At 63.0% G+C, this 19,661-nt stretch carries 15 protein-coding genes and 3 tRNA genes; 14 read left to right on the forward strand and 4 right to left on the reverse strand.

Going from position 1 to position 19,661, the window contains the following annotated elements:
* Positions 1-35 precede the first annotated feature (35 nt).
* Both dnaQ and IPK65_10060 read left to right on the forward strand, forming a co-directional pair.
* Complete coding sequence (gene dnaQ, locus IPK65_10055) at positions 36-755, forward strand: DNA polymerase III subunit epsilon (protein MBK8163460.1); 720 nt, start codon at positions 36-38, stop codon at positions 753-755.
* A gap of 12 nt (positions 756-767) precedes the next feature.
* Complete coding sequence (locus IPK65_10060) at positions 768-1,229, forward strand: TerB family tellurite resistance protein (GenBank protein MBK8163461.1); 462 nt, start codon at positions 768-770, stop codon at positions 1,227-1,229.
* Between the two features lie 15 nt (positions 1,230-1,244).
* On the opposite strand, the gene nhaD is transcribed toward IPK65_10060, so the two are convergent.
* Complete coding sequence (gene nhaD, locus IPK65_10065) at positions 1,245-2,732, reverse strand: sodium:proton antiporter NhaD (GenBank protein MBK8163462.1); 1,488 nt, start codon at positions 2,730-2,732, stop codon at positions 1,245-1,247.
* A 258-nt stretch (positions 2,733-2,990) separates the two neighbouring features.
* On the opposite strand from nhaD, the gene IPK65_10070 reads away from it, so the two are divergent.
* The 3 genes from IPK65_10070 (at position 2,991) to IPK65_10080 (ending at position 6,291) form a co-directional block, all read left to right on the forward strand.
* Complete coding sequence (locus tag IPK65_10070; GenBank protein ID MBK8163463.1) at positions 2,991-4,496, forward strand: trypsin-like peptidase domain-containing protein; 1,506 nt, start codon at positions 2,991-2,993, stop codon at positions 4,494-4,496.
* Between the two features lie 115 nt (positions 4,497-4,611).
* Positions 4,612-5,889, forward strand: a complete 1,278-nt coding sequence (locus IPK65_10075) for a hypothetical protein (protein ID MBK8163464.1) — start codon at positions 4,612-4,614, stop codon at positions 5,887-5,889.
* 228 nt (positions 5,890-6,117) lie between these two features.
* Positions 6,118-6,291: a hypothetical protein gene (locus IPK65_10080; GenBank protein ID MBK8163465.1), complete on the forward strand. Its 174-nt coding sequence runs from the start codon at positions 6,118-6,120 to the stop codon at positions 6,289-6,291.
* Positions 6,292-6,345: 54 nt separating this feature from the next.
* Here the strand turns inward: IPK65_10080 and IPK65_10085 are convergent, their stop codons facing one another.
* Entirely contained in the window at positions 6,346-6,891 is a 546-nt protein-coding gene (locus tag IPK65_10085) for a hypothetical protein (protein ID MBK8163466.1), read from the reverse strand.
* Positions 6,892-7,072: 181 nt separating this feature from the next.
* Here IPK65_10085 and IPK65_10090 point away from each other — a divergent pair, with 181 nt between their 5' ends.
* The 4 genes from IPK65_10090 (at position 7,073) to IPK65_10105 (ending at position 10,172) form a co-directional block, all read left to right on the forward strand.
* Positions 7,073-7,333 carry a hypothetical protein gene (locus tag IPK65_10090; protein MBK8163467.1) on the forward strand — a complete coding sequence of 87 codons (261 nt, stop codon included), beginning with the start codon at positions 7,073-7,075 and terminating at the stop codon, positions 7,331-7,333.
* 9 nt (positions 7,334-7,342) lie between these two features.
* Positions 7,343-8,074 carry a 2OG-Fe(II) oxygenase gene (locus tag IPK65_10095; protein ID MBK8163468.1) on the forward strand — a complete coding sequence of 244 codons (732 nt, stop codon included), beginning with the start codon at positions 7,343-7,345 and terminating at the stop codon, positions 8,072-8,074.
* A gap of 554 nt (positions 8,075-8,628) precedes the next feature.
* Complete coding sequence (locus IPK65_10100) at positions 8,629-9,276, forward strand: glycosyltransferase (protein ID MBK8163469.1); 648 nt, start codon at positions 8,629-8,631, stop codon at positions 9,274-9,276.
* 2 nt (positions 9,277-9,278) lie between these two features.
* Positions 9,279-10,172 (forward strand): glycosyltransferase family 2 protein, encoded by an 894-nt coding sequence (locus tag IPK65_10105; GenBank protein MBK8163470.1) that lies wholly within the window; start codon positions 9,279-9,281, stop codon positions 10,170-10,172.
* A gap of 193 nt (positions 10,173-10,365) precedes the next feature.
* On the opposite strand, the gene IPK65_10110 is transcribed toward IPK65_10105, so the two are convergent.
* On the reverse strand, positions 10,366-11,469 hold the full coding sequence (locus tag IPK65_10110) for a hypothetical protein (GenBank protein MBK8163471.1): 1,104 nt from the start codon (positions 11,467-11,469) through the stop codon (positions 10,366-10,368).
* A gap of 277 nt (positions 11,470-11,746) precedes the next feature.
* Positions 11,747-11,821 (reverse strand) — tRNA-Val (locus IPK65_10115).
* A gap of 118 nt (positions 11,822-11,939) precedes the next feature.
* On the opposite strand from IPK65_10115, the gene gltX reads away from it, so the two are divergent.
* From gltX to IPK65_10140, 5 genes are all read left to right on the forward strand, one after another.
* Positions 11,940-13,373: a glutamate--tRNA ligase gene (gene gltX / locus IPK65_10120; GenBank protein ID MBK8163472.1), complete on the forward strand. Its 1,434-nt coding sequence runs from the start codon at positions 11,940-11,942 to the stop codon at positions 13,371-13,373.
* Position 13,374: 1 nt separating this feature from the next.
* Complete coding sequence (locus tag IPK65_10125; GenBank protein ID MBK8163473.1) at positions 13,375-15,069, forward strand: glutamine--tRNA ligase/YqeY domain fusion protein; 1,695 nt, start codon at positions 13,375-13,377, stop codon at positions 15,067-15,069.
* A gap of 167 nt (positions 15,070-15,236) precedes the next feature.
* Positions 15,237-15,312, forward strand: a tRNA-Ala gene (locus IPK65_10130).
* Positions 15,313-15,372: 60 nt separating this feature from the next.
* A tRNA-Glu gene (locus IPK65_10135) sits at positions 15,373-15,449 on the forward strand.
* A 625-nt stretch (positions 15,450-16,074) separates the two neighbouring features.
* Complete coding sequence (locus IPK65_10140) at positions 16,075-19,458, forward strand: FG-GAP repeat protein (GenBank protein ID MBK8163474.1); 3,384 nt, start codon at positions 16,075-16,077, stop codon at positions 19,456-19,458.
* Positions 19,459-19,661 lie beyond the last annotated feature (203 nt).

The raw sequence follows: 19,661 nt of genomic DNA on the forward strand, positions 1-19,661 counted from the left end.
GCGCAGCCCGCGATCGATTTACACGGAGTATCCAGATGCGACAGATAGTGCTCGATACGGAAACCACGGGTCTGGAGACCTCGCAGGGGCACCGCATCATCGAGATCGGCTGCGTGGAGATGGTCGGCCGGCGCCTGACGGGGCGGCATTACCACCAGTACCTGCAGCCGGATCGCGAGATCGACGCCGGCGCCGCCGAGGTGCACGGGATCACCGGCGAATTCCTGCGCGACAAGCCGCGCTTCGCCGATGTGGCGGAGGAGCTGGTCGACTTCGTGCGCGGCGCCGAACTGATCATTCACAACGCGCCGTTCGATCTCGGGTTCCTCCGCCACGAGTTCGGGCTGCTCGGCCAGTCATGGGACGAGGCCGCGGCGGACTGCGCCGTGGTCGACACGCTCGCCCTCGCGCGCGGCCGCCATCCGGGCCAGAAGAACAACCTGGACGCCCTGTGCAAGCGCTACGGCATCGATAATTCCGAGCGCACGCTGCACGGCGCGCTGCTCGACGCCGAGATCCTCGCCGACGTATATCTCGCGATGACCGGCGGGCAGAGCCGCCTGCTGCTGGAGGCGGAGCCCGAGGCGGTCACGGTCAGCCACGCTCCGGTCGTCCGCCTGTCGGTGGATCGTGCACCGCTCCCGGTAATACGCGCCAATGCGGTGGAGTGCGAGATGCACGCGCAGCGGCTGGAGTCGATTGAAAAGGCGAGCGGCGGCAGGTGCGTGTGGCTGCGGCTGGACGCCCCGGCCTGAGGCGCGGGCACCATGATCAAGGGGATCAGCCGATTCTTTCAGGAACGCATCCGGCCGGACGACGACAGCCGGGGCGGCCACGAACATCGGTTCCGCCTCGCCACGGCCGCGCTGCTGATCGAGATGACGCGCGCCGATTTCAGCGTGACGGACGCCGAGCGTGAGGCGGTGGATAGACTGCTGCGCGAGCACTTCGAGCTGGACGACGCCGAGGCGGATGAACTGATCGAGCTTGCCGAGCTGGAGGTGAGGACGAGCGCCTCGCTGTTCCAGTTCACCCACCTCATCGACAAGCACTTCGCGCTCGAGCAGAAGATCGCCATCGTCGAGCTGATGTGGCGCGTCGCCTATGCTGACGCCGGGAAGGACCACCACGAGGAACACCTGGTACGCAAGGTCGCGGATCTGCTGCACGTGCCGCACTCCGCCTTCATCCGGGCGCGCGAGCGGGCCGCGTCCGGGGCGGGGCGCTGATGCCCGCGCGTACCGCTACATCAGGTGCGTGTTGAGATATAAGTGAGTGGCGATGCTGGCCGCGTAGCCCAGCGCAACCGCCCAGGACCAGCGCAGGTGCGAGAAGAACGTGTAGGTTCCGCGCGCCTGTCCCATCAGGGCCACGCCGGCGGCCGAGCCGATCGACAGCAGTGAGCCGCCGACGCCGGCCGTCAGCGTGACGAGCAGCCATTGCCCGTGCGACATGTCGGGGTTCATGGTGAGCACGGCAAACATCACCGGTATGTTGTCCACCACGGCGGACAGAAGGCCGATCAGTACATTGGCCCAGGTCGGCCCGAGATCGACATAGAGGAACTCCGACGCCAGCGCCAGGTAGCCGATCGTGCCGAGGCCGCCAACGCAGAGGACGACGCCGTAGAAGAACATGAGAGTATCCCACTCGGCCCGTTTCATGCTGATGAAGATGTCGAACGGCTTGCGCGGGCGGCCGGACGTGATGTCCAGATCGCCTTCCTCCGGGCCGCCGATGTGGGGGATATTCAGTTCGCTGCGCCTGAGCCGGTAGCCATACAGCTTGAGTATGCCGAGTCCCATCATCATGCCCACTACCGGCGGCAGGTGGAGGAAATTGTGCATCAGCACGGTGATCGTGATGGTGAAGAAGAACAAGCCGATTATGATGAAGCCACCCTGCTTGACGCGTGTTACTTCGCCTTGCCCCTCGGGCCGCTGTGTGGACACCGCGAATGACATGAACAGGGCGGGTACCAGCCAGTTGACCACGGACGGGATGAACAGGTCGAAGAATTCAAAAAAGTCCACCACCCCCTTCTGCCATACCATCAGCGTCGTGATATCGCCGAACGGGCTGAAGGCGCCGCCGGCGTTGGCCGCCACCACGATGCTGATGCAGGACACCGAGATGAACGCGCGGTCGTTGCCGCCCACGGCGATGACCACCGCGGCCATGACCAGCGCTGTGGTCATATTGTCGGCGACGGGTGAGATGAAGAAGGCCAGTATGCCGGTCAGCCAGAAGATGGTGCGGAGGGAATAACCGGAGTTGACCAGCTTCGAGCGCAGCGCGAGGAACACATTGCGCTCGGTCAGGGTGTTGATATACGTCATCGCGGCGAGCAGGAACAGCATAAGCTCGGCGTATTCCAGGATGTGGTGCCGGACCGTGTCGCCGACCACTTCGGTATCGCCCTGCTGCCTGTAGGCGATGGCGATCAGGATCCAGATGAGGCCGGCGGCGAGCATCACCGGCTTGGACTTGCGCAGGTGGATGAACTCCTCCAGCACGACGACGCCATACGCGAGCACGAACAGGGCAAGGCAGGAATAGCCGACCCAGCTGCCGGTGAGGTCGAGCAGGGTGCGTGCGGTGTCGGTCGAGGTTTCCGCGTGCGACAGCAGCGGCCAGCACGACAGCAGCAGCACCGCGAACACGCGCCAGGCGCGGGATACGGCGTGTCTTGCCGGCGCAGCGACGGCGGTTTCCGACGATCGGTTGGTCATGGTCTGGATCACGTGCAGCGGATGGCGGATTCTCCCACGATGAGTCGACGTGGTCCAGCGCGCCGCCGGAATCGCGCGGCCGAAGCATGCCGGCGTTGTCTCTACAGCGGTTATTCACTACAATTTGCCGGCCGTGCGGTGTGTTTCCCGCGATCTCCAACCGTCTATATTGATGTTCTGCATGATTTGCAGGCGCGTCCCGGCCCGCACCGGGGAGAGTTGTATCCACTGTCCGCATTCTGACCGCAAGGGGACGCCATGAAACATCCGCAAGATCCGCCCGCATACCTTAATGTCCGCCGCCGGATCGGCGCCGCGGCCTGGCTGCCCGGCCTGTTCGCATTATTCCTGCTGCTGCCCGCGGCGCCCGCCCGCGCGGTGGATCTCAACACCGTTTCAAATGCCGTCGTCAAACTCTATGTCACGCGCCAGGGCTGGGACATCCGCCAGCCCTGGGCGCGTGAGCAGGCGAACCGCCGCACGTGTTCGGGCTTCTTCATCAGACAGGGCATTCTGACCAACGCGCATTGCGTGATGGATGCCACCTTCATCCAGATCGAGGTGCCCGGACTGGCGGACAAGATCGAGGCCGAGCGCGTCGCAGTCAATCATCAGAGCGATCTGGCGCTGCTCAAACCCAGGAATCCCGGCGCGCTGCCGAAGGGCATCGTTCCGATCCGTTTCGGCAAGCTGCCCGAGCCGCGCGACAAGGTGGTGACCGTGGGTTACGCCATCGGCGGCCGCCAGGTCTCATACACCGAGGGCGTGGTCTCGCGCATCGACATCATGTCCTACGCGCACAGCGGGTTCGAGAACCTGCTGGTGCAGACGGACGCGGCGATCAACATGGGAAATTCCGGCGGGCCGGTGTTCTCGGACGAGACGGGGGACTGCGTCGGCGTCGCCACGCAGCGTTTCTCCGGCACGATCGGGTATTTCGTGCCGGGCATGGTGATCGAGCACTTTCTCGCCGACCTGAAGGACGGCAAGGTCGACGGCGTCCCGTTCATCGGCGTGAGCACGCAGTCGCTGGAGAACCCGACCCTGCGCGCCTCTCTCGGCATGGCGCCGGAGCAGAGCGGCCTGATGGTGACCAAGGTGGCGCAGGAAGGCGGCGCCGACGGCATACTGCAGGTCAGCGACGTGCTGCTGTCCGTCGCGGGCACCCGCGTCTTCAACGACGGCAGGATCACCCTGCGCGACAACAGCCGGATCGGCGTGGGCTACGAGATCGCCAGCCGCCAGGTGGGCGAGTCGCTGCCCCTGACCGTGTTGCGCGACGGCAAGGTGATCAAGACGTCGGTCACGCTCGCGAGCCATGAATTCAAGGTGATTCCCACGCTGCCGCAGTACGACACCCAGCCGCGCTATTACGTCTTGGGCGGACTGGTCTTCCGGGCCGTGGAACCGAGATACTACATACCCGCCGATCCGCAGAATACGATGGTGGATATCCCGTTCACCATCCGCAGGTATTTCGACACCCCGCGCAACGATGCGGACGGCATCGAGGAACTCGTGGTGATCAGCGACGTGTTCGAGGCGGAGGTCAATGCCGGTTACGGAGGCCTGGTGGAGAACACCCGTGTCGCGATGGTCAACGGGCGCGGCATCCGCCGGCTCGAGGACGTCGCGGACGCGATCGCGGAGAATCACGGCGACTATCACGTCCTCGAGCTGGAGGACAAGCGCAGGATCGTGCTGAGCCGCGCCCAGGTCGAGGCCGAGGAGCACAACATCCGCCGGCGCTACAACATACCGTGAGCCGTCCGCGCCGGGCGGCTCCCCGCTTTGCAAATCCGCCGATTCTGCTTCTATACTAGCCCTTCGGCATCCAGGGGGCGTGCGCTCCCGGTTTTTCATCATGAGGTGTGTGGACATGCAGAACGAAGCCGGTAAATGGTCCCTGGCCTGCCATCTGGACTGCGGCGGCGCGGGCAAGGTCGTGGTGGTCGGGCACCGGGACGGCAAGACTTCGGTGTATGCGGTGCCGTCCGCGCCGCCGAGCGGCAAGGCCTCCGGATACCGGCCGGTGTACCTCGGCGTTGCGCAGGACGGCAGGCGCGTACTGCTGATGGATCCGGTGAGCAAGGCGGTCAGCGCGGCGGATGCGATGCCGCCTGACACCGCCGCGCATTACGCCTATCCCGAGACCGGCACCAATCGCTGGTGGTACACCAGCGACGGCGACGAGGAGACCGGCAGCGATCCGCTGTGCGCCGGCGGCGGTGCGACCATGACGGTGGTGGCGGCGGGCGCGAACGGCGCGGCCGAGATCCTCAAATCCATTTGCGTCGGCCGCGGCCACCACGTGCCCAGTTTTACCGCGCCGAGCGCGCGCCATCCGGCGATGCCGCGCCGCGTCTACGTCAGCAACCTGCAGGACGGCACGATCTCGGTCCTCGGCAACGACCCGGCGGACAAGGCCGGCTATCTTGCGGTGGACGGCACGATCAACCTGTGCGAGCCGGCGCATGAGAAGGACGGCGCGATGCAGGCCCCGAACAATGCCTTCCCGCACGGCAATGTGTACTCCCCGGTCAGCGGCCGCGTCTACAACCTCAACAACGGCTACGGCACCGTGGCGGCCATCGATCCGCTGCGCAACGAGATCGATGCGCGCGTCGAGTTCAAGGGTTGCAGCAACCTGCTGATCTCGCCCGACGGCCGCTTCGTCATCGGCAAGGGGGCGGATCGCAAGACGGATCCTGGTCACGTCATCGGGCGACTCATCGTGCTCGACGCCGCCGCGGGGAAAGTCGTGGCCAGGCTCGACCTGCCGGACGTCTATCCCAGCACCTACCGCTTCAGCCCCGATGGCAGCCGTCTCTACGTCACCACCGCGGCGACCGGCAAGGGGGTTCAGCATGCGAACCTGAAGAAGTCCTCGGTGCTGGTCTACGACAGCTCGGCCCTGCCCGAGCTGCGCCTCGTGGGTGAACTGAAGGTCGGCCTTGCTGACTGCAGCCGGCGGCCGATCGCCTTCCTGCGGCGGCAGCAGGAGATTGCGCGCATCTTTATCCCCAATCCGACCGACGGCACGCTGTCGATCCTGGACGGGGCCGGTGCCCTGCTCGAGACGGTGCGGGTGAATGACCAGCCGGTGACCGAGCTCAATTTCTCCCTGCTCGGCGCCGACAACATCTACGGAAGCTGAACGCCCGCGGTACGCCCCGCCTTCCCGCACCCAATCATCCGCTCCGTCGCGTTCCGGGGCGGGGCGGTTGTGAAGGGGAGGCAGATCAATCGACAGGAAGTCGACATTCATGCGCAGGAGGCGGTGCATGCGCGCGCATTTTGCGGTTATATATACAACTAATAACAATAATAATACGTTGCGCGATCTTCGGGATCCCAGCGTCTTTGTCTACGAGAGGGCTGCTTAATGAGTGGGACGGTCAGGAGTACCCGCAGACAGACGCTGAACCGGTACTACCATAAGGACGGCAAGTGGTACGTGGAGACGCGGGAGGGCATACAGGGCCCGTTCGTGCGCCGCGAAGAGGCCGTCGCCCATCTGGAAAAGCTCAAGCGCAAGCACGTCTCGAAACGCGGCTGATGCGGGGGCGGATCGATCCCGTCCAAGGGTACCGCCCGGCCGGAAGTCTCCGTCCTACGCGAATCCTCGCAGCCATTCGAGTGCCGCGGCAGGGATTTCCTCCGGCCGCCGGTAGCTTCGCAGCGTGAACAGGCGCGGGTATTCCATGCCGAGTTGCAGGACGTTGGACAGATTGAGCGTGCCGCTCAGGCGTTCCTCGCTGTAGAAACCCAGTACCGGTTTGCCTGCGGTGAGGAACCGCATCGTGTTGACGCCGGAGCCGAAACCCGCCTCGTCGTAGCAGTAGATAGCCGCCCGCGCCCCGGCGCGGAACCGCTCGTCGCGTTCCAGCATGAACTCCGTCGCCGCCGTGACCCCGTCGCTGCGGTCCCCGCGCGCCGCGAGATAGCCCGGCCAGTCCCTGTCGTAGTATTCAATGGGATCGCAGATCAGGCGCGCCAGCGCGCCGCGCTCCATGTCGGGAAACTGCTTCCGGTAGTAGCGGAAGCGGGTGTCGTAACCGAGGCCCGAGGATTCCAGCGCCTCGATCACCAGCGTCTTGAACGTCCAGGTCGTCGTCGTGGCGTGCATCCCCTTGCCGCTGACGTAGCACGGAATCATGCGTCTCGCGTCTCCTAGAATGCGCGGTAGAAAGGCTGCATCTGCCCATGCCTGGGATGATGGTACGGATAGACCGCTCGGGCTGCAATAGGTGCACTAGGGACTGCGGGGCGGACGGGATAGAATAGCGGGAGTTCCGCCGCCAGCGGTGAGCGGACACCATAACCATGAGGAGTTCGCCATGAAGACATCCATCTTTGCCGTTACGATGCTGTTCGCGCTTTCGTCGCCTGCGTTCGCCGATGACAAGCCCACGATCGAGTCCGAGTGCCGCGCGATCGCCGAATCCCACGGCGTCACCGGCGAGAAGCTGGACGACTGGATGAAGAGATGCGTCGAGCGCACGAAAGAGATGCAGCACAAGATGGATGAGAAAGACGCCGGCCACGGCAAGGAAGGCATGGGGCACGGAGACGGAGCTCCCATGGACAAGAACCACTGAGCCGTCAAAGTGAGCGCCGTCTCGGGATTCGATCAGGGACGAAACGGCCCGTGTTTCTGCGGGAGCGGGCTCCGTTTCAAGGAATGCTGCGGGTCATTGGCGGAGGATCGCCGTCCCCCGCACGGATTGCACGTAATCGAGAACTACCTCGATGCCGACCGATGCCGGCGCCTGACGGAATACGCTAATACGCGGAGTGCCGAGCCCCTGATGATCGTGGACACGGCGGCGACCACCACGAACAATGTGGTCAAGAAACTCGACCCGGGCAGGGTCACGGAACAGGTCGATCTGGGTCCGGAGCAGGCGCAACTGAACGAGCTCGTACGCAAGGCCTTGATGGACAAGGTCGAGCCGGAGATACAGGCCGTGATCGAGTGGTTCGAGAGCCCCCAGCTCCTGCGTTACCGCACGGGCGGTTTTTACAAGGGGCACGCGGACAGTGAACAGCTGGATGTGTCGTCGACCACCTGGAAGAAGGTTCTTGATCGTGACGTCAGCCTGCTGTTGTATCTCAACGATGAGTATTCGGGTGGCGCCCTCAGCTTTCCGAGGTTCCGGTACCTGCTCCGCCCGAAGCCGGGGATGCTGGTCTTCTTCCCTTCCGACAATCGTTACTACCACAGTGCGGAACCGGTACTGTCCGGGATCCGCTATGCCATTGTCAGCTGGGCTGCGATCCGCGGCGTGCCGAAGGTGCACGATGTGCCGACGCCGGGCGCCATGCCGATGCGCGGCTAGTGCGGGGCGAGCTAGCGGTTTGTTCTCGCGGCCCGGAAAACAGGGATGAGCACATGGTCGTTATCCAGTAGACGGAATCCGGTTTGAAGATCGCGATACTTACACCTTTTTTGCACAGGGAAGGCGGGCATGGCGGAATCACGACCTGGCTGCTGAATGTCAGCGCCGAGTTTTTTCGCAGGGGACACACGGTCGAATTGCTGGTCAGTGCGCCCGCTGCGCGCGCCCTGGCGCATCCCCGGCTCGATGCCGCGATCCGGATCGTCAATCTGGGCAATCGAACCACGGCGCTCTACCGAAATCTTCATCGCTACCTGCGCGGCGAGCGCCCCGATATCATCCTCAGCGCCGGGTATCGCTACAATTCCGCCATCGCCCTGGTCCTGCCGGTCGCGCGCGTCGATACCCGCTGGGTGATGACGATGAGGGAGAATCTGACCCAGGCCGTTTCCAGCATGCCGGCCGGCGGCCGCCTGCGGCGATCGCTGGCCCTGCGGCTTTGCCTGGGGATTGCCGACCAGGTCGTCGGCGTCTCGGCCGACCTGACGCGTGACATGGTCGAACGCTGGGGACTCGATCCGCGCAAGGCGGGTTCGATACATAACGCCGTGGTAGACGACCGGATCGTCGAGCGCGGCCGCGAGCCGGTGGACCACCCCTTCTTTTCGTCGGGCGACAAGGTCCTGGTGGCGGTCGGGCGCCTGGAGCCTCAGAAGGACTACCCGACGCTGTTCAAGGCGTTCGCCGAGCTCCGCAGCACGCATCGCGTCCGTCTGATCATCCTGGGCGAGGGCAGCCTCAGGGACCGGCTGCAGGCATTGATCGAAGAAGCCGCATTGATTGACTACATCGATCTTGCGGGGTTCTCATCCAACCCCTTCAGCTACATGCGGCGGGCGGACGGGGTCGTTCTGTCTTCCCTGTGGGAAGGGTTCGGCAACGTGCTGGCCGAGGCATTGGCGCAGGGGACGCCGATTGTTTCGACTGACTGCCCGAGCGGGCCGGCGGAGATCCTCGACAACGGAAAATACGGCCCGCTCGTCCCGGTGGGGGATGCGCATGCGCTGGCCGATGGCATGCGCCGCATCCTCGATGCCCCGCTGCCGGAAGAGATCCTGAAAGAACGCTCCCGCTCCTTTTCGGTGAACCTGCGCGTGAATGATTACCTGGAATTATTCGAAGCTCTGCTCAGGGAACGCTAGGCATGCCATTTTTTACCGTCTTCATTCCTACCTATAATCGCGCGGATGTCCTGCTGCGCACGCTCGACAGCATCGTCTTGCAGGGCGAGACCGATCTCGAGGTGGTGATCGTGGACGACGGCTCTGCGGACGACACCCGGGAGCTGGTCGAGCGATGGCGCGGGCAGGTTCCATTCCCCGTCAAGTACATCTATCAGGAAAACCAGGGCAAGACCGCGGCGCACAATACCATGCTCGACCACGCCGAAGGTGAATTGACGGTCCTGCTCAATTCGGACGACCTGCTTGCGGAAAACGCCTTATCGATCGTCCGCCGACACTGGCAGGCCGTCGCCTCGATCCCCGATTGTGCCGGCATCGAAGGCCTGAGCGCGGATCTGGCGACGGGACGGTTGCTGGGTACGCGCTATCCGCGCGACGAGATGCTGGGGAATTTCATTGAAATGCGGCAGCGCCACGGGGTTACCGGCGACAAGTTCAATGTGATCAGGACCTCCGTGCTGAAACAATTTCCCTTTCCCCGCTTCCCGGGCGAGAAGCACGTGCCGCCCTCCACGGTGTGGAGCCGCATCGCCCTTCGTTACCGCTTCATGCATGTCAATCAAGTGCTGCAGCTCAAGGAGTATCGGGCTGATGGCATCACCCAATCGTGGGGGGACAAAAAGAGCCGGAATCCCTGCGGCTATCGCCAGTACTATCTGGAAATACTGAACGACCAGAAGGCGTACTATGCCTTTCCCAAGCGTTTGTCCTGCGCCAGGCGCTATGTATATCTTTCGTTTATGTGTGGCACGCCATTGGGGCGACAGATTTCCGATATGGAAGACCGGGCGTTGTACGCCCTGGCGTTTCCGTTCGGGTTCATGAAATATCTGTTCGGAAAGAAGCGGGTATAGAACGATAGTGAGGCAGGGCTTTACGGCGTGGACGATGTCCTCGTCGAGGATTTCGATATCCGTTCCGTACAAAACGCCAGGACAGGTACAAGTCTATGCAGGTAATTCTACTGGTGGGCGATGCAAGGTTCGAACTTGCGGCCGCGGCCGGATAAAGGCAGTAGTTTACCGATTACAAAACTTCATAATCATTTTATCTTTTCCATGACCACCAGGGTTTGCGAGACCACCTGGGATACAGTTTCGTCTTGTCCCAGCGGCCGAAGGCGTGATGTTGCCTTAATCCCTTTGCGATTTCATCGGTGATCATTCCGTCTCTGCCTGACTGCATCAACTGGCCCGAATATGAGGTATTGCCCTCGATGATCATGGCGCCTTTATCGGTATAGGCAATGTCCCATCCGATAGTCCCCATGAAGAAAAATTTCTCTGATGCATGCAGGGCGAGTTCTTTGACCTGCTGATAACCTTCAAACCTGATGCCTGTCAGGCATGCGCCAGTATCCGGATGATGCGTTATGTTTTGATTGCGCAATGCATCATAGGCATTGGTCGAGATCCCGTTGTGATCCAGCCCCACTAATATTCCCCCCGACATGGCATTGTCGACGAAACTCCCCCCTTGGCCGAATTTTGCAGAACAGGCGGCGAAATGCCATTTGTTGTCATTGGTTTTGATGGTTATGACGCGATAAGTGTTGAGGCAGGACGGATTGATTCGTGCCATCGAGGGATGGTTGTTTACCTTCTCTTCAATCAGGTAATCATTTTTCAGATTCCCTTTAAGATGGCCCCATAGATCATCGTATGTGACAGGCCGATCCGCCAGGAAATACTGTTTTTCTTTTTTGGTGGCGACGAGGATGTTCTTCCCCTGTGCGCCAGAAACAGGCTTGATAACAATATCCTGCTCGTTGGCATCAAGAAAATCATTCAATTGATCCCGGGTTTTAATGGCATGATCGTCACCGACGATTGCCAATATCGCGGGCGTTGGTAAGTTAAAACCTTTGAGCAGGGTCTTTTGTATGTATTTATTGCTCAATGTGATGGTGAACTTGAAGGGTGTGTTCTCATAAGGCCAATAGCGCGAGCCGCCCAATATGACGTAGCGGCTTTTTTCCTCAAGCGTTTTACCTTCCCGATAAAACTCGTTGAGGTAGTAATCAATCGGATTGACGTTGATGACCAGCTTGTGCTGGATGATTTCGTAGATCTGGCGCGGATAACTTTTATGGTCGGAAGCCTTGACTAAAAGCGCCTTGAGTTTCTTTATTCTTTGTACAAAATTTTTCATCGATTTTTATTGTATGTATAAAGACATTATTCCGTTGATCTGCTGAATGCTTATGTGTCCGATGGATTATCAGACCTGGATGACCCAATTGAAAGTAGAGGATGGAGGGTATCCCTGACCTTGGCGGCGGATCCGGGCATGGAGCGCCTCTAGACGCGTCCGGATTGTTGCCATGATTGTGTCCTCATTGCGCCAGGTCCTGTGACAATGAGGATTTCCGGGCGGGATGCCCGTGTCAGGCTAGTTATAACGCATGAAAAGTTCTGAATAATCTATATGGTGGGCGATGCAAGGTTCGAACTTGCGACCCCTGCCGTGTGAAGGCAGTGCTCTACCGCTGAGCTAATCGCCCGCCGAGGGGAACGGGGATTTTACGGGCTCCGGCGGGCGGGCGTCAAATTCCCCGGGCCGGGTCCACAAATCGCGCAGTCCTGCTAGAATACCCCGTTTATTCGGGGTCCTTGGCCAAGATGACCGTTCGCACACGCTTCGCACCCAGTCCCACGGGCTACCTGCACATCGGCGGCGCCCGCACCGCGCTGTTCAGCTGGCTCTATGCCCGCCGCCACGGCGGGACCTTCATCCTGCGCATCGAGGATACCGACATCGAGCGCTCGACCGCTGCCTCGGTGAACGCCATCCTCGAGGGCATGGCGTGGCTGGGGCTGGCCTGGGACGAGGGCCCGTTCGCGCAGAGCGAGCGCATGGATCGCTATAGAGAGGTGATCGGGCAACTGCTCGCCGCCGGCAAGGCCTATCACTGCTATTGTTCGAAGGAGCGCCTCGAGGCGCTGCGCGAGGAGCAGATGGCGCGCAAGGAGAAGCCGCGCTATGACGGCCTGTGCCGCCACCGCAAGGGACCGCCGCCGGAAGGCATCAGCCCGGTGGTCCGCTTCTGCAACCCGCTCGACGGCGCCGTGGTGGTCGAGGACCGGATCCGCGGCCGCGTGGTGTTCGCCAACAGCGAGCTCGACGACCTCATCATCGCCCGTTCGGACGGCACGCCGACCTACAACTTCACCGTGGTGGTCGACGACTACGACATGAAGATCACCCACGTGATCCGCGGCGACGACCACCTGAACAACACGCCGCGCCAGATGAACATCCTGCGCGCGCTCGGCGCCGAGCCGCCGCTGTACGCCCACGTACCGATGATCCTCGGCGAGGACGGCAAGCGCCTGTCGAAGCGCCACGGTGCGGTGAGCGTGATGGCCTATCACGAGGAAGGCTTCCTGCCCGAGGCCCTGCTCAACTACCTGGTGCGCCTCGGCTGGTCGCACGGGGACCAGGAGGTCTTCACCCTGGACGAGATGATCCGCCTGTTCGACATCACGGACGTGAACAACTCCGCCACCGCCTTCAACACGGGCAAGCTGCTCTGGCTCAACCAGCATTATATAAAGGAGAGCCCCCCCGGGCACATCGCCCCGCAGCTGGCCTGGCAGCTCGGCCGCCTCGGGATCGACCCGGCGCAGGGCGGCCCGGACCTCGGCGACGTGGTCATGGTCCAGCGCGAACGCGCCAGGACGCTGAAGGAGATGGCCGAGATCAGCGCCTATTTCTACCAGGACTTCGCCCACTACGAGGCGGACGCCGCGAAGAAACACCTGACGGCCGCGGCGCGCGCGCCGCTGGCCCAGGTGCGTGCGGCGCTCGCCGCGCTGGAGTCCTGGACGCCCGAGCCGCTGCATCAGGCGGTGATCGCGACGGCCGAGGCGCTGGCGATCAAGCTCGGCAAGCTGGCGCAGCCGCTGCGCGTCGCGGTCAGCGGCCGCGGCGCGACGCCGGGTATCGACCAGACCCTGTGGCTGATCGGCCGCGAGGCGGTGCTGCGCCGCATCGACCGCGCTATCGCCTGGATCGACCACCACGGTTCCGAATCAACAGAAGGTGCGCACTGACATGAGCGAGGGCGAAACACCGCGTCCCGTCAATTTCATCCGCCAGATCATCGAGGCGGACATCCAGGCCGGCAAGCACGGCGGCAAGGTCGCCACGCGCTTTCCGCCCGAGCCGAACGGTTACCTGCACATCGGGCACGCCAAGTCGATCTGCCTCAACTTCGGCGTGGCGGAGGATTACCGCGGCACCTGCAACCTGCGCTTCGATGACACCAATCCGAGCAAGGAGGACGTCGAATTCGTCGAGGCGATCCAGCGCGACGTGCAGTGGCTGGGCTTTCGCTGGAACGCGCAGCCGCTGTTCGCCTCCGACTACTTCGAGAAGCTGTACGGCTTCGCGGTCGAGCTGATCGGGCAGGGCAAGGCCTATGTGTGCGACCTCAGCGCCGAGGAGATCCGCGCCTACCGCGGCACGCTGACCGAGCCCGGCAAGGACAGCCCGTGGCGCAACCGTTCGGTAACGGAAAATCTCGACCTGTTCGCGCGTATGCGCGCCGGCGAGTTCCCGGACGGCGCGCGCACGCTGCGCGCGAAGATCGACATGACCGCGCCCAACATCAACCTGCGCGACCCGACGCTGTACCGCATCCGTCACGGCGTGACGCACCACCACATCGGCCAGTCCTGGGTGATCTATCCGACCTACGATTACACCCATCCGATCTCGGATGCGCTGGAGGGCATCACCCATTCGCTGTGCACGCTGGAGTTCGAGGACCACCGCCCGCTCTACGACTGGGTGCTGGACAACATCACCATCCCGTGCCACCCGCAGCAGATCGAGTTCTCGCGCCTGAACCTGCAGTACACGGTGATGAGCAAGCGCCGCCTGACGCGGCTGGTCGACGAGGGTTTCGTCGAGGGCTGGGACGATCCCCGCATGCCGACCATCGCCGGCCTGCGCCGGCGCGGTTACACGCCGGCCTCGATCCGCGAATTCTGCGCCCGCATCGGCGTGACGCGCGCGGACAACATCGTCGAGATGGGCCTGCTGGAGGACTGCATCCGCGACGACCTCAACGCGAATGCGCCGCGCCGCATGGCGGTGCTGCGCCCGCTCAAGGTGGTGATCCTGAACTACCCCGGGGACCGGGTCGAGGAGCTCGAGGCGCTGAACCATCCGCAGAATCCGGCCATGGGGACGCGCCGCGTGCCGTTCTGCCGCGAGATCGTCATTGACCGCAACGACTTCATGGAGCAGGCCTCCGGCAAGTTCAAGCGCCTGGTCGCGGGCGGCGAGGTGCGGCTGCGCTACGGCTACGTGATCCGCTGCGAGCAGGTGATCAAGGACGGCGGCGAGGTGGTCGAGCTGCATTGCAGCTACGACGCGGCGACGCTCGGCGCCGATCCCGCCGGGCGCAAGGTCAAGGGCGTCATCCACTGGGTGTCGGCGCGCCACGGCATCCCGGCCGAGGTGCGGCTCTATGACCGCCTGTTCACGCACCCGCTGCCCGACGCGGCGCGGGAGGAGGGCAAGGAGTTCACCGACTTCCTCAACCCCGATTCGCTGCACACCCTGACCCGCAGCCTGGTCGAGCCGGCCCTGGGCGCGGCCCGCCCCGGCGACGCCTTCCAGTTCGAGCGCGAGGGCTACTTCTGCCTCGACCCGGCCCATATCCACGGCGCGCAGCCGGTGTTCAACCGCACCGTGACACTGCGCGACACCTGGGCGAAGATCGCCGGCCAGGCGGACTGAACGGCGTACCGCGGACCGCCATCATCCTGTGCGCTCCCGGACTGAGGTGTCCTCCTTAACACCTTGATCGGCAAGCGTGATCGTAGCGGCCGGGAGTTTTCCGGCGGCGTTTCTTTCCTTGACAGGACGGGAGGCGATGCCTTAAAGTCCGCGTCTTGTTCGCGGGCGGGGCTATAGCTCAGCTGGGAGAGCGCTTGCATGGCATGCAAGAGGTCGGCGGTTCGATCCCGCCTAGCTCCACCAATCCGGCCACCCGGGTAAAACCGGCCGGCCTCCCGCGCAACGCGTAAATTCTTGCCTCAGGTCCCCATCGTCTAGCCGGCCTAGGACATCGCCCTTTCACGGCGGTAACAGGGGTTCGAATCCCCTTGGGGACGCCACTCCTTGATTTCGATCCGGGCCGCTGTCGATCCCGGTCAGGTTGATACCAATCACGGTCGTCACACCGGGCTGATTTGTGCTGACGCGCCGGTGCGCGCGCATCCTCCTGCAGTCTTTTTATCCGACGATCCCGGTTGAGTTCCTTGCCGGCGACCCAGGCGCCGCTCAAACGAATTGTGCCCGTACATTCCCGACGCCGGAACTCGGCCCGGTCATCCGCGGTCAGATTCCCTGTGGTGGCCTGCGGCGAGTCGGCCGGTCACCGGAGAGATCGCGCCCGGGTGCGATCGCGGGGATGCCGGCGAATCCATCGACACCGGGGTATCGATCATCGCCCACGTCTGACCCTTTCGTCATGGCCGGGGGTGGCGGATCCAAGGCGCCATCGGATCCGGAAGCCGGGGCGCAGTCCGGACGGGGCGTGCCCGGAGGAAAAATGGCCGTAGATCCAGTGGCGTAGATCATCGGAACGGCGGTCCGTGTTTATCGTGTAATATGGAACACGGATCTCGATACTTCAGTCGATTCTTCCGGTAAGACGTGAAGTTAGCGCTGACGTTTACAACAGCTTCTCAAGAAAGACGGCCTCCTATGACCAGCCTGCTCATCCGATGTGTTGCGGTGATGTCCCTGCTCTCCCTGGCGGCCTGCGGCGGCGGCGGCGGAGGAGGTGGCGGCGGCGGTGAGGAAACGTCTTTCTCCATCGGCGGCACGATCAGCGGACTGGCCGGCACGGTGCAATTGCAGAACAACGGCGGCGATACCCTGTCGCGCTCCGCCAACGGCGCTTTCACCTTTGCAACGGAACTCGCCGATGACGCGGACTTTGATGTCACGGTGCTTGCACATCCCGTCAATCCCAACCAGACCTGTGTCGTCGGCAACGGTTCGGGTACGGTCGATGGCGCCGACATCACCAGCATCACGGTCAGCTGCACCACCAACACCTACACGATCGGCGGCACGATCAGCGGGCTTGTCGGCACGGTGGAATTGCAGAACAGCGGCGGCGACACCCTGGCGCGTTCCGCCAACGGGGATTTCACGTTTGCGACGGGCGTCGCCGACGGCGCCGCCTACGACGTCACCGTGGTCACCCAGCCAGGCGGACCGGGCCAGACCTGTGTCGCCGCCAATGCCACGGGCACGGTCAGCGGTTCCGCCGTCACGGACATCAGCATTACCTGCGTCACCAATACCTACACGATCGGCGGCACGATCAGCGGCCTCGCCGCCAGCACGACGATCGTGCTGCAGAATAACGGCGGTGACGCCCTGTCCCGCTCCGCCAACGGCGGATTCACCTTCCCGACGGCCGTTCCCGACGGCTCCGCCTACAACGTCACGGTGCAGACCCAGCCGGCAGGGCAGGTCTGTTCGGTGTCGAACGGCTCCGGCACGCTCGGCGGGTCGGGGGTCTCGAACGTGGGCGTCACCTGTCTCACGGCCTACACGGTCGGCGGCACGATCAGCGGGCTCGACGGCACGGTTACCCTGCAGAACAACGGCGTGGACGATCTCCCGGTCTCGATCAACGGCGGCTTCGCCTTTGCGACGAGGGTCGCCGACGGCGGCGCGTACAACGCCACCGTGCTGACGCAGCCGACCGGCCCCAATCAGACCTGTGTCCCGGCCGGCAACACCGGCACGGTCAACGGGGCGAATGTCACCGGCATCAGTATTGCCTGCACTACCAACACCTACGCGGTGGGCGGCACGGTCAGCGGCCTCAGCGGCACGGTGGTCCTGCAGAACAACGGCGGCGACAATCTGACAATCAGCGCTGACGGCAGTTTCGCCTTTCCGGTGGAGATCACCGACGGCACTGTTTACGCCGTCACGGTGTTCACCCAGCCCGATGAGCAGATCTGCTCGGTGTCCAACGGCAGCGGCACGCTCGGCGGGGCGGACGTCGACGCTGTGGCCGTGGTTTGCATCAACAGCTACGCCGTCGGCGGCACGGTCAGCGGCCTGATCGGAACCGTCCAGTTGCAGAACAATGGCGGAGATACCCTGTCGGTTTCCGCCAACGGCGCCTTCGTTTTTGCCACGGCGCTCGCCGACGGCGCCGGCTACAGCGTGGCCGTGCTGTTCCAGCCCGTCGGCCAGGTCTGCGCCGTTTCGAATAACACCGGTGTGCTCAGCGGTGCCGATGTCTCCGGCGTCATCGTCGACTGTGCGCCCGTTCTGAATCTGGAACTCGAGGGCATCAAGACCTTCCGCTTCACCTGGACGGATACCACCGGCGAGACCGGGTATCAACTGCTGGAGGATCCTGACGGCATCTCGGGCTATACCCAGATCGACACCCTCGCCGCCGATACCGTCAGCCACGACCTGGTGGTCTTCCTGCCGGGGCGGGTCAACGCCCGCTATATCCTGCAGGCCTGTAATGGCGGGGATTGCGTGGATTCGGCGCCAGTGAACGTGAGCGGGACGCTGGAGGCGGCGGTCGGCTATATCAAGGCATCGAACACGAACACGTTAGATAGTTTCGGATCCGCGCTTGCGATGTCCGCCGACGGCGCCACGCTCGCCGTGGGCGCGCCCGGCGAGGACAGCGCGGCAGCGGTAATTGGTGGTGTTGAAACAGACAACACGGCGGCCAGCGCGGGCGCGGTGTATGTCTTTACCAAAGCGGGCGGTACCTGGTCACAGCAGGCGTACATCAAGGCGTCGAATGCCCAGGCCTCGGACTTGTTCGGCAGTGCGCTCGTGCTTTCCGGCGATGGTGACACCCTGGCCGTGGGCGCGCCGGGGGAAGGCAGCGCGGCGACCGACGTCGGCGGGAACGAGATCGATGACTGCAGTGCCGGCGTTCCGATCAATTGCGCCACAAACAGCGGCGCGGCCTACGTTTTCACACGCACGGCCGGCGTCTGGTCGCAGCAGGCCTATCTGAAGGCCTCGAACACCGAGGCCGGGGACAGATTCGGGGCCGAGCTGGCGCTTTCAGACGATGGAGACACCCTGGCTGTCGCCGCAATCGGGGAAGACAGTGCGGCTACCGGTATTGATTCGCTGAACGATACGGAGAACTGTACCACAGTGGGTGTCCATACCAACTGTGCCGATGGAAGCGGCGCGGTGTACGTGTTTACGCGCCTGGTCAATACCTGGTCCCATCAGTCCTACATCAAGGCCTCGAATACGCGCCCGTCGACATTTAACGAGATAGGTGAGGTGGCTTCCACGGGGGAAAATTTCGGGAACGCTCTCGCGCTTTCCGAAAACGGCGATACCCTGGCGGTCGGCGCATGGCGTGAGTCCGGCAAAGTCACGGGTATCAACCAGACTCCACCCACATACGACGCGGATTTTTCCGGCGCTGTCTATGTCTTTACCCGTGCGGTTACGGTCTGGGATCAGGAGGCCTACATCAAGGCCTCCAATGCAGAATTGGGAGACAGCTTCGGGTCAGCGGTGGCGCTCGCCGCTGATGGTAATACGCTGGCGGTAGGGGCGATCTATGAAGACAGCGAGGCGACAGGGATCAACGTCGTGGATGCCCAGTTAGGTGCTTTTGCCCAGTTATCCGGCGCGGTCTATGTCTTCACCCGTGCCGTTACGGACTGGTCTCAGGAGGCCTATATCAAGGCGTCGAATACAAACATAAACGACAACTTTGGCAGCTCGGTCGCACTGAATGCTGACGGTGATATTCTCGCCGTGGGAGCTCCGGGCGAGGACAGTGCGTCTGTGGGTATCAATGGAGATCAATCGAGCAACGCGGCGGCCGATGCGGGCGCCGTTTATGTATTTACCCGCGGCGGCGTCGATGGTCCCAGCAGGCCTATGTCAAGGCCTCAAACACCGAAGCGTCGGACGGCTTCGGGAATGTGCTGGCGATCTCCGGCGACGGTGCGACACTGGCGGTCGCGGCTACTTCGGAAGATGGTGCGTCAACCGGACCCGACGGCGAACAGGCTGATAACGGCGCCCCTGAGGCCGGCGCGCTCTATCTGTACTGAGGAAGAGTATTTATGTGCGCCGGAGTTATTGTCTTGAAATATACCCGCTCGGCGACGGATCGCATCGATCGTGTCGTCGATAGTGTCTGTTCGTACCGCCGTGCTGTGGTGATCTGCCGTTCCGTCCAGTGAGATAGCGTCTGATATTTCACCGCAAGCCACCTTTGCAGTGAGCAGGCGGGATCAGTAATTGTCTGATCATCAGACGTATCACAATGTGGCGTATTTTGTTCGATGATT

Source organism: Gammaproteobacteria bacterium, from assembly GCA_016712635.1.
Taxonomy (GTDB): domain Bacteria; phylum Pseudomonadota; class Gammaproteobacteria; order SZUA-140; family SZUA-140; genus JADJWH01.

What these genes read in the sequence shown, in the direction of transcription:
- IPK65_10070 (MBK8163463.1), top strand. Translation starts at nt 2,991, where the DNA reads ATGAAACATCCGCAAGATCCGCCCGCATACCTTAATGTCCGCCGCCGG.
- IPK65_10105 (MBK8163470.1), top strand. Translation starts at nt 9,279, where the DNA reads ATGCCATTTTTTACCGTCTTCATTCCTACCTATAATCGCGCGGATGTC.
- IPK65_10090 (MBK8163467.1), top strand. Translation starts at nt 7,073, where the DNA reads ATGAAGACATCCATCTTTGCCGTTACGATGCTGTTCGCGCTTTCGTCG.
- IPK65_10060 (MBK8163461.1), top strand. Translation starts at nt 768, where the DNA reads ATGATCAAGGGGATCAGCCGATTCTTTCAGGAACGCATCCGGCCGGAC.
- IPK65_10085 (MBK8163466.1), bottom strand. Translation starts at nt 6,891, where the DNA reads ATGATTCCGTGCTACGTCAGCGGCAAGGGGATGCACGCCACGACGACG.
- gltX (MBK8163472.1), top strand. Translation starts at nt 11,940, where the DNA reads ATGACCGTTCGCACACGCTTCGCACCCAGTCCCACGGGCTACCTGCAC.
- IPK65_10075 (MBK8163464.1), top strand. Translation starts at nt 4,612, where the DNA reads ATGCAGAACGAAGCCGGTAAATGGTCCCTGGCCTGCCATCTGGACTGC.
- dnaQ (MBK8163460.1), top strand. Translation starts at nt 36, where the DNA reads ATGCGACAGATAGTGCTCGATACGGAAACCACGGGTCTGGAGACCTCG.
- IPK65_10080 (MBK8163465.1), top strand. Translation starts at nt 6,118, where the DNA reads ATGAGTGGGACGGTCAGGAGTACCCGCAGACAGACGCTGAACCGGTAC.
- IPK65_10140 (MBK8163474.1), top strand. Translation starts at nt 16,075, where the DNA reads ATGTCCCTGCTCTCCCTGGCGGCCTGCGGCGGCGGCGGCGGAGGAGGT.
- IPK65_10100 (MBK8163469.1), top strand. Translation starts at nt 8,629, where the DNA reads ATGGTCGAACGCTGGGGACTCGATCCGCGCAAGGCGGGTTCGATACAT.
- nhaD (MBK8163462.1), bottom strand. Translation starts at nt 2,732, where the DNA reads ATGACCAACCGATCGTCGGAAACCGCCGTCGCTGCGCCGGCAAGACAC.
- IPK65_10125 (MBK8163473.1), top strand. Translation starts at nt 13,375, where the DNA reads ATGAGCGAGGGCGAAACACCGCGTCCCGTCAATTTCATCCGCCAGATC.
- IPK65_10110 (MBK8163471.1), bottom strand. Translation starts at nt 11,469, where the DNA reads ATGAAAAATTTTGTACAAAGAATAAAGAAACTCAAGGCGCTTTTAGTC.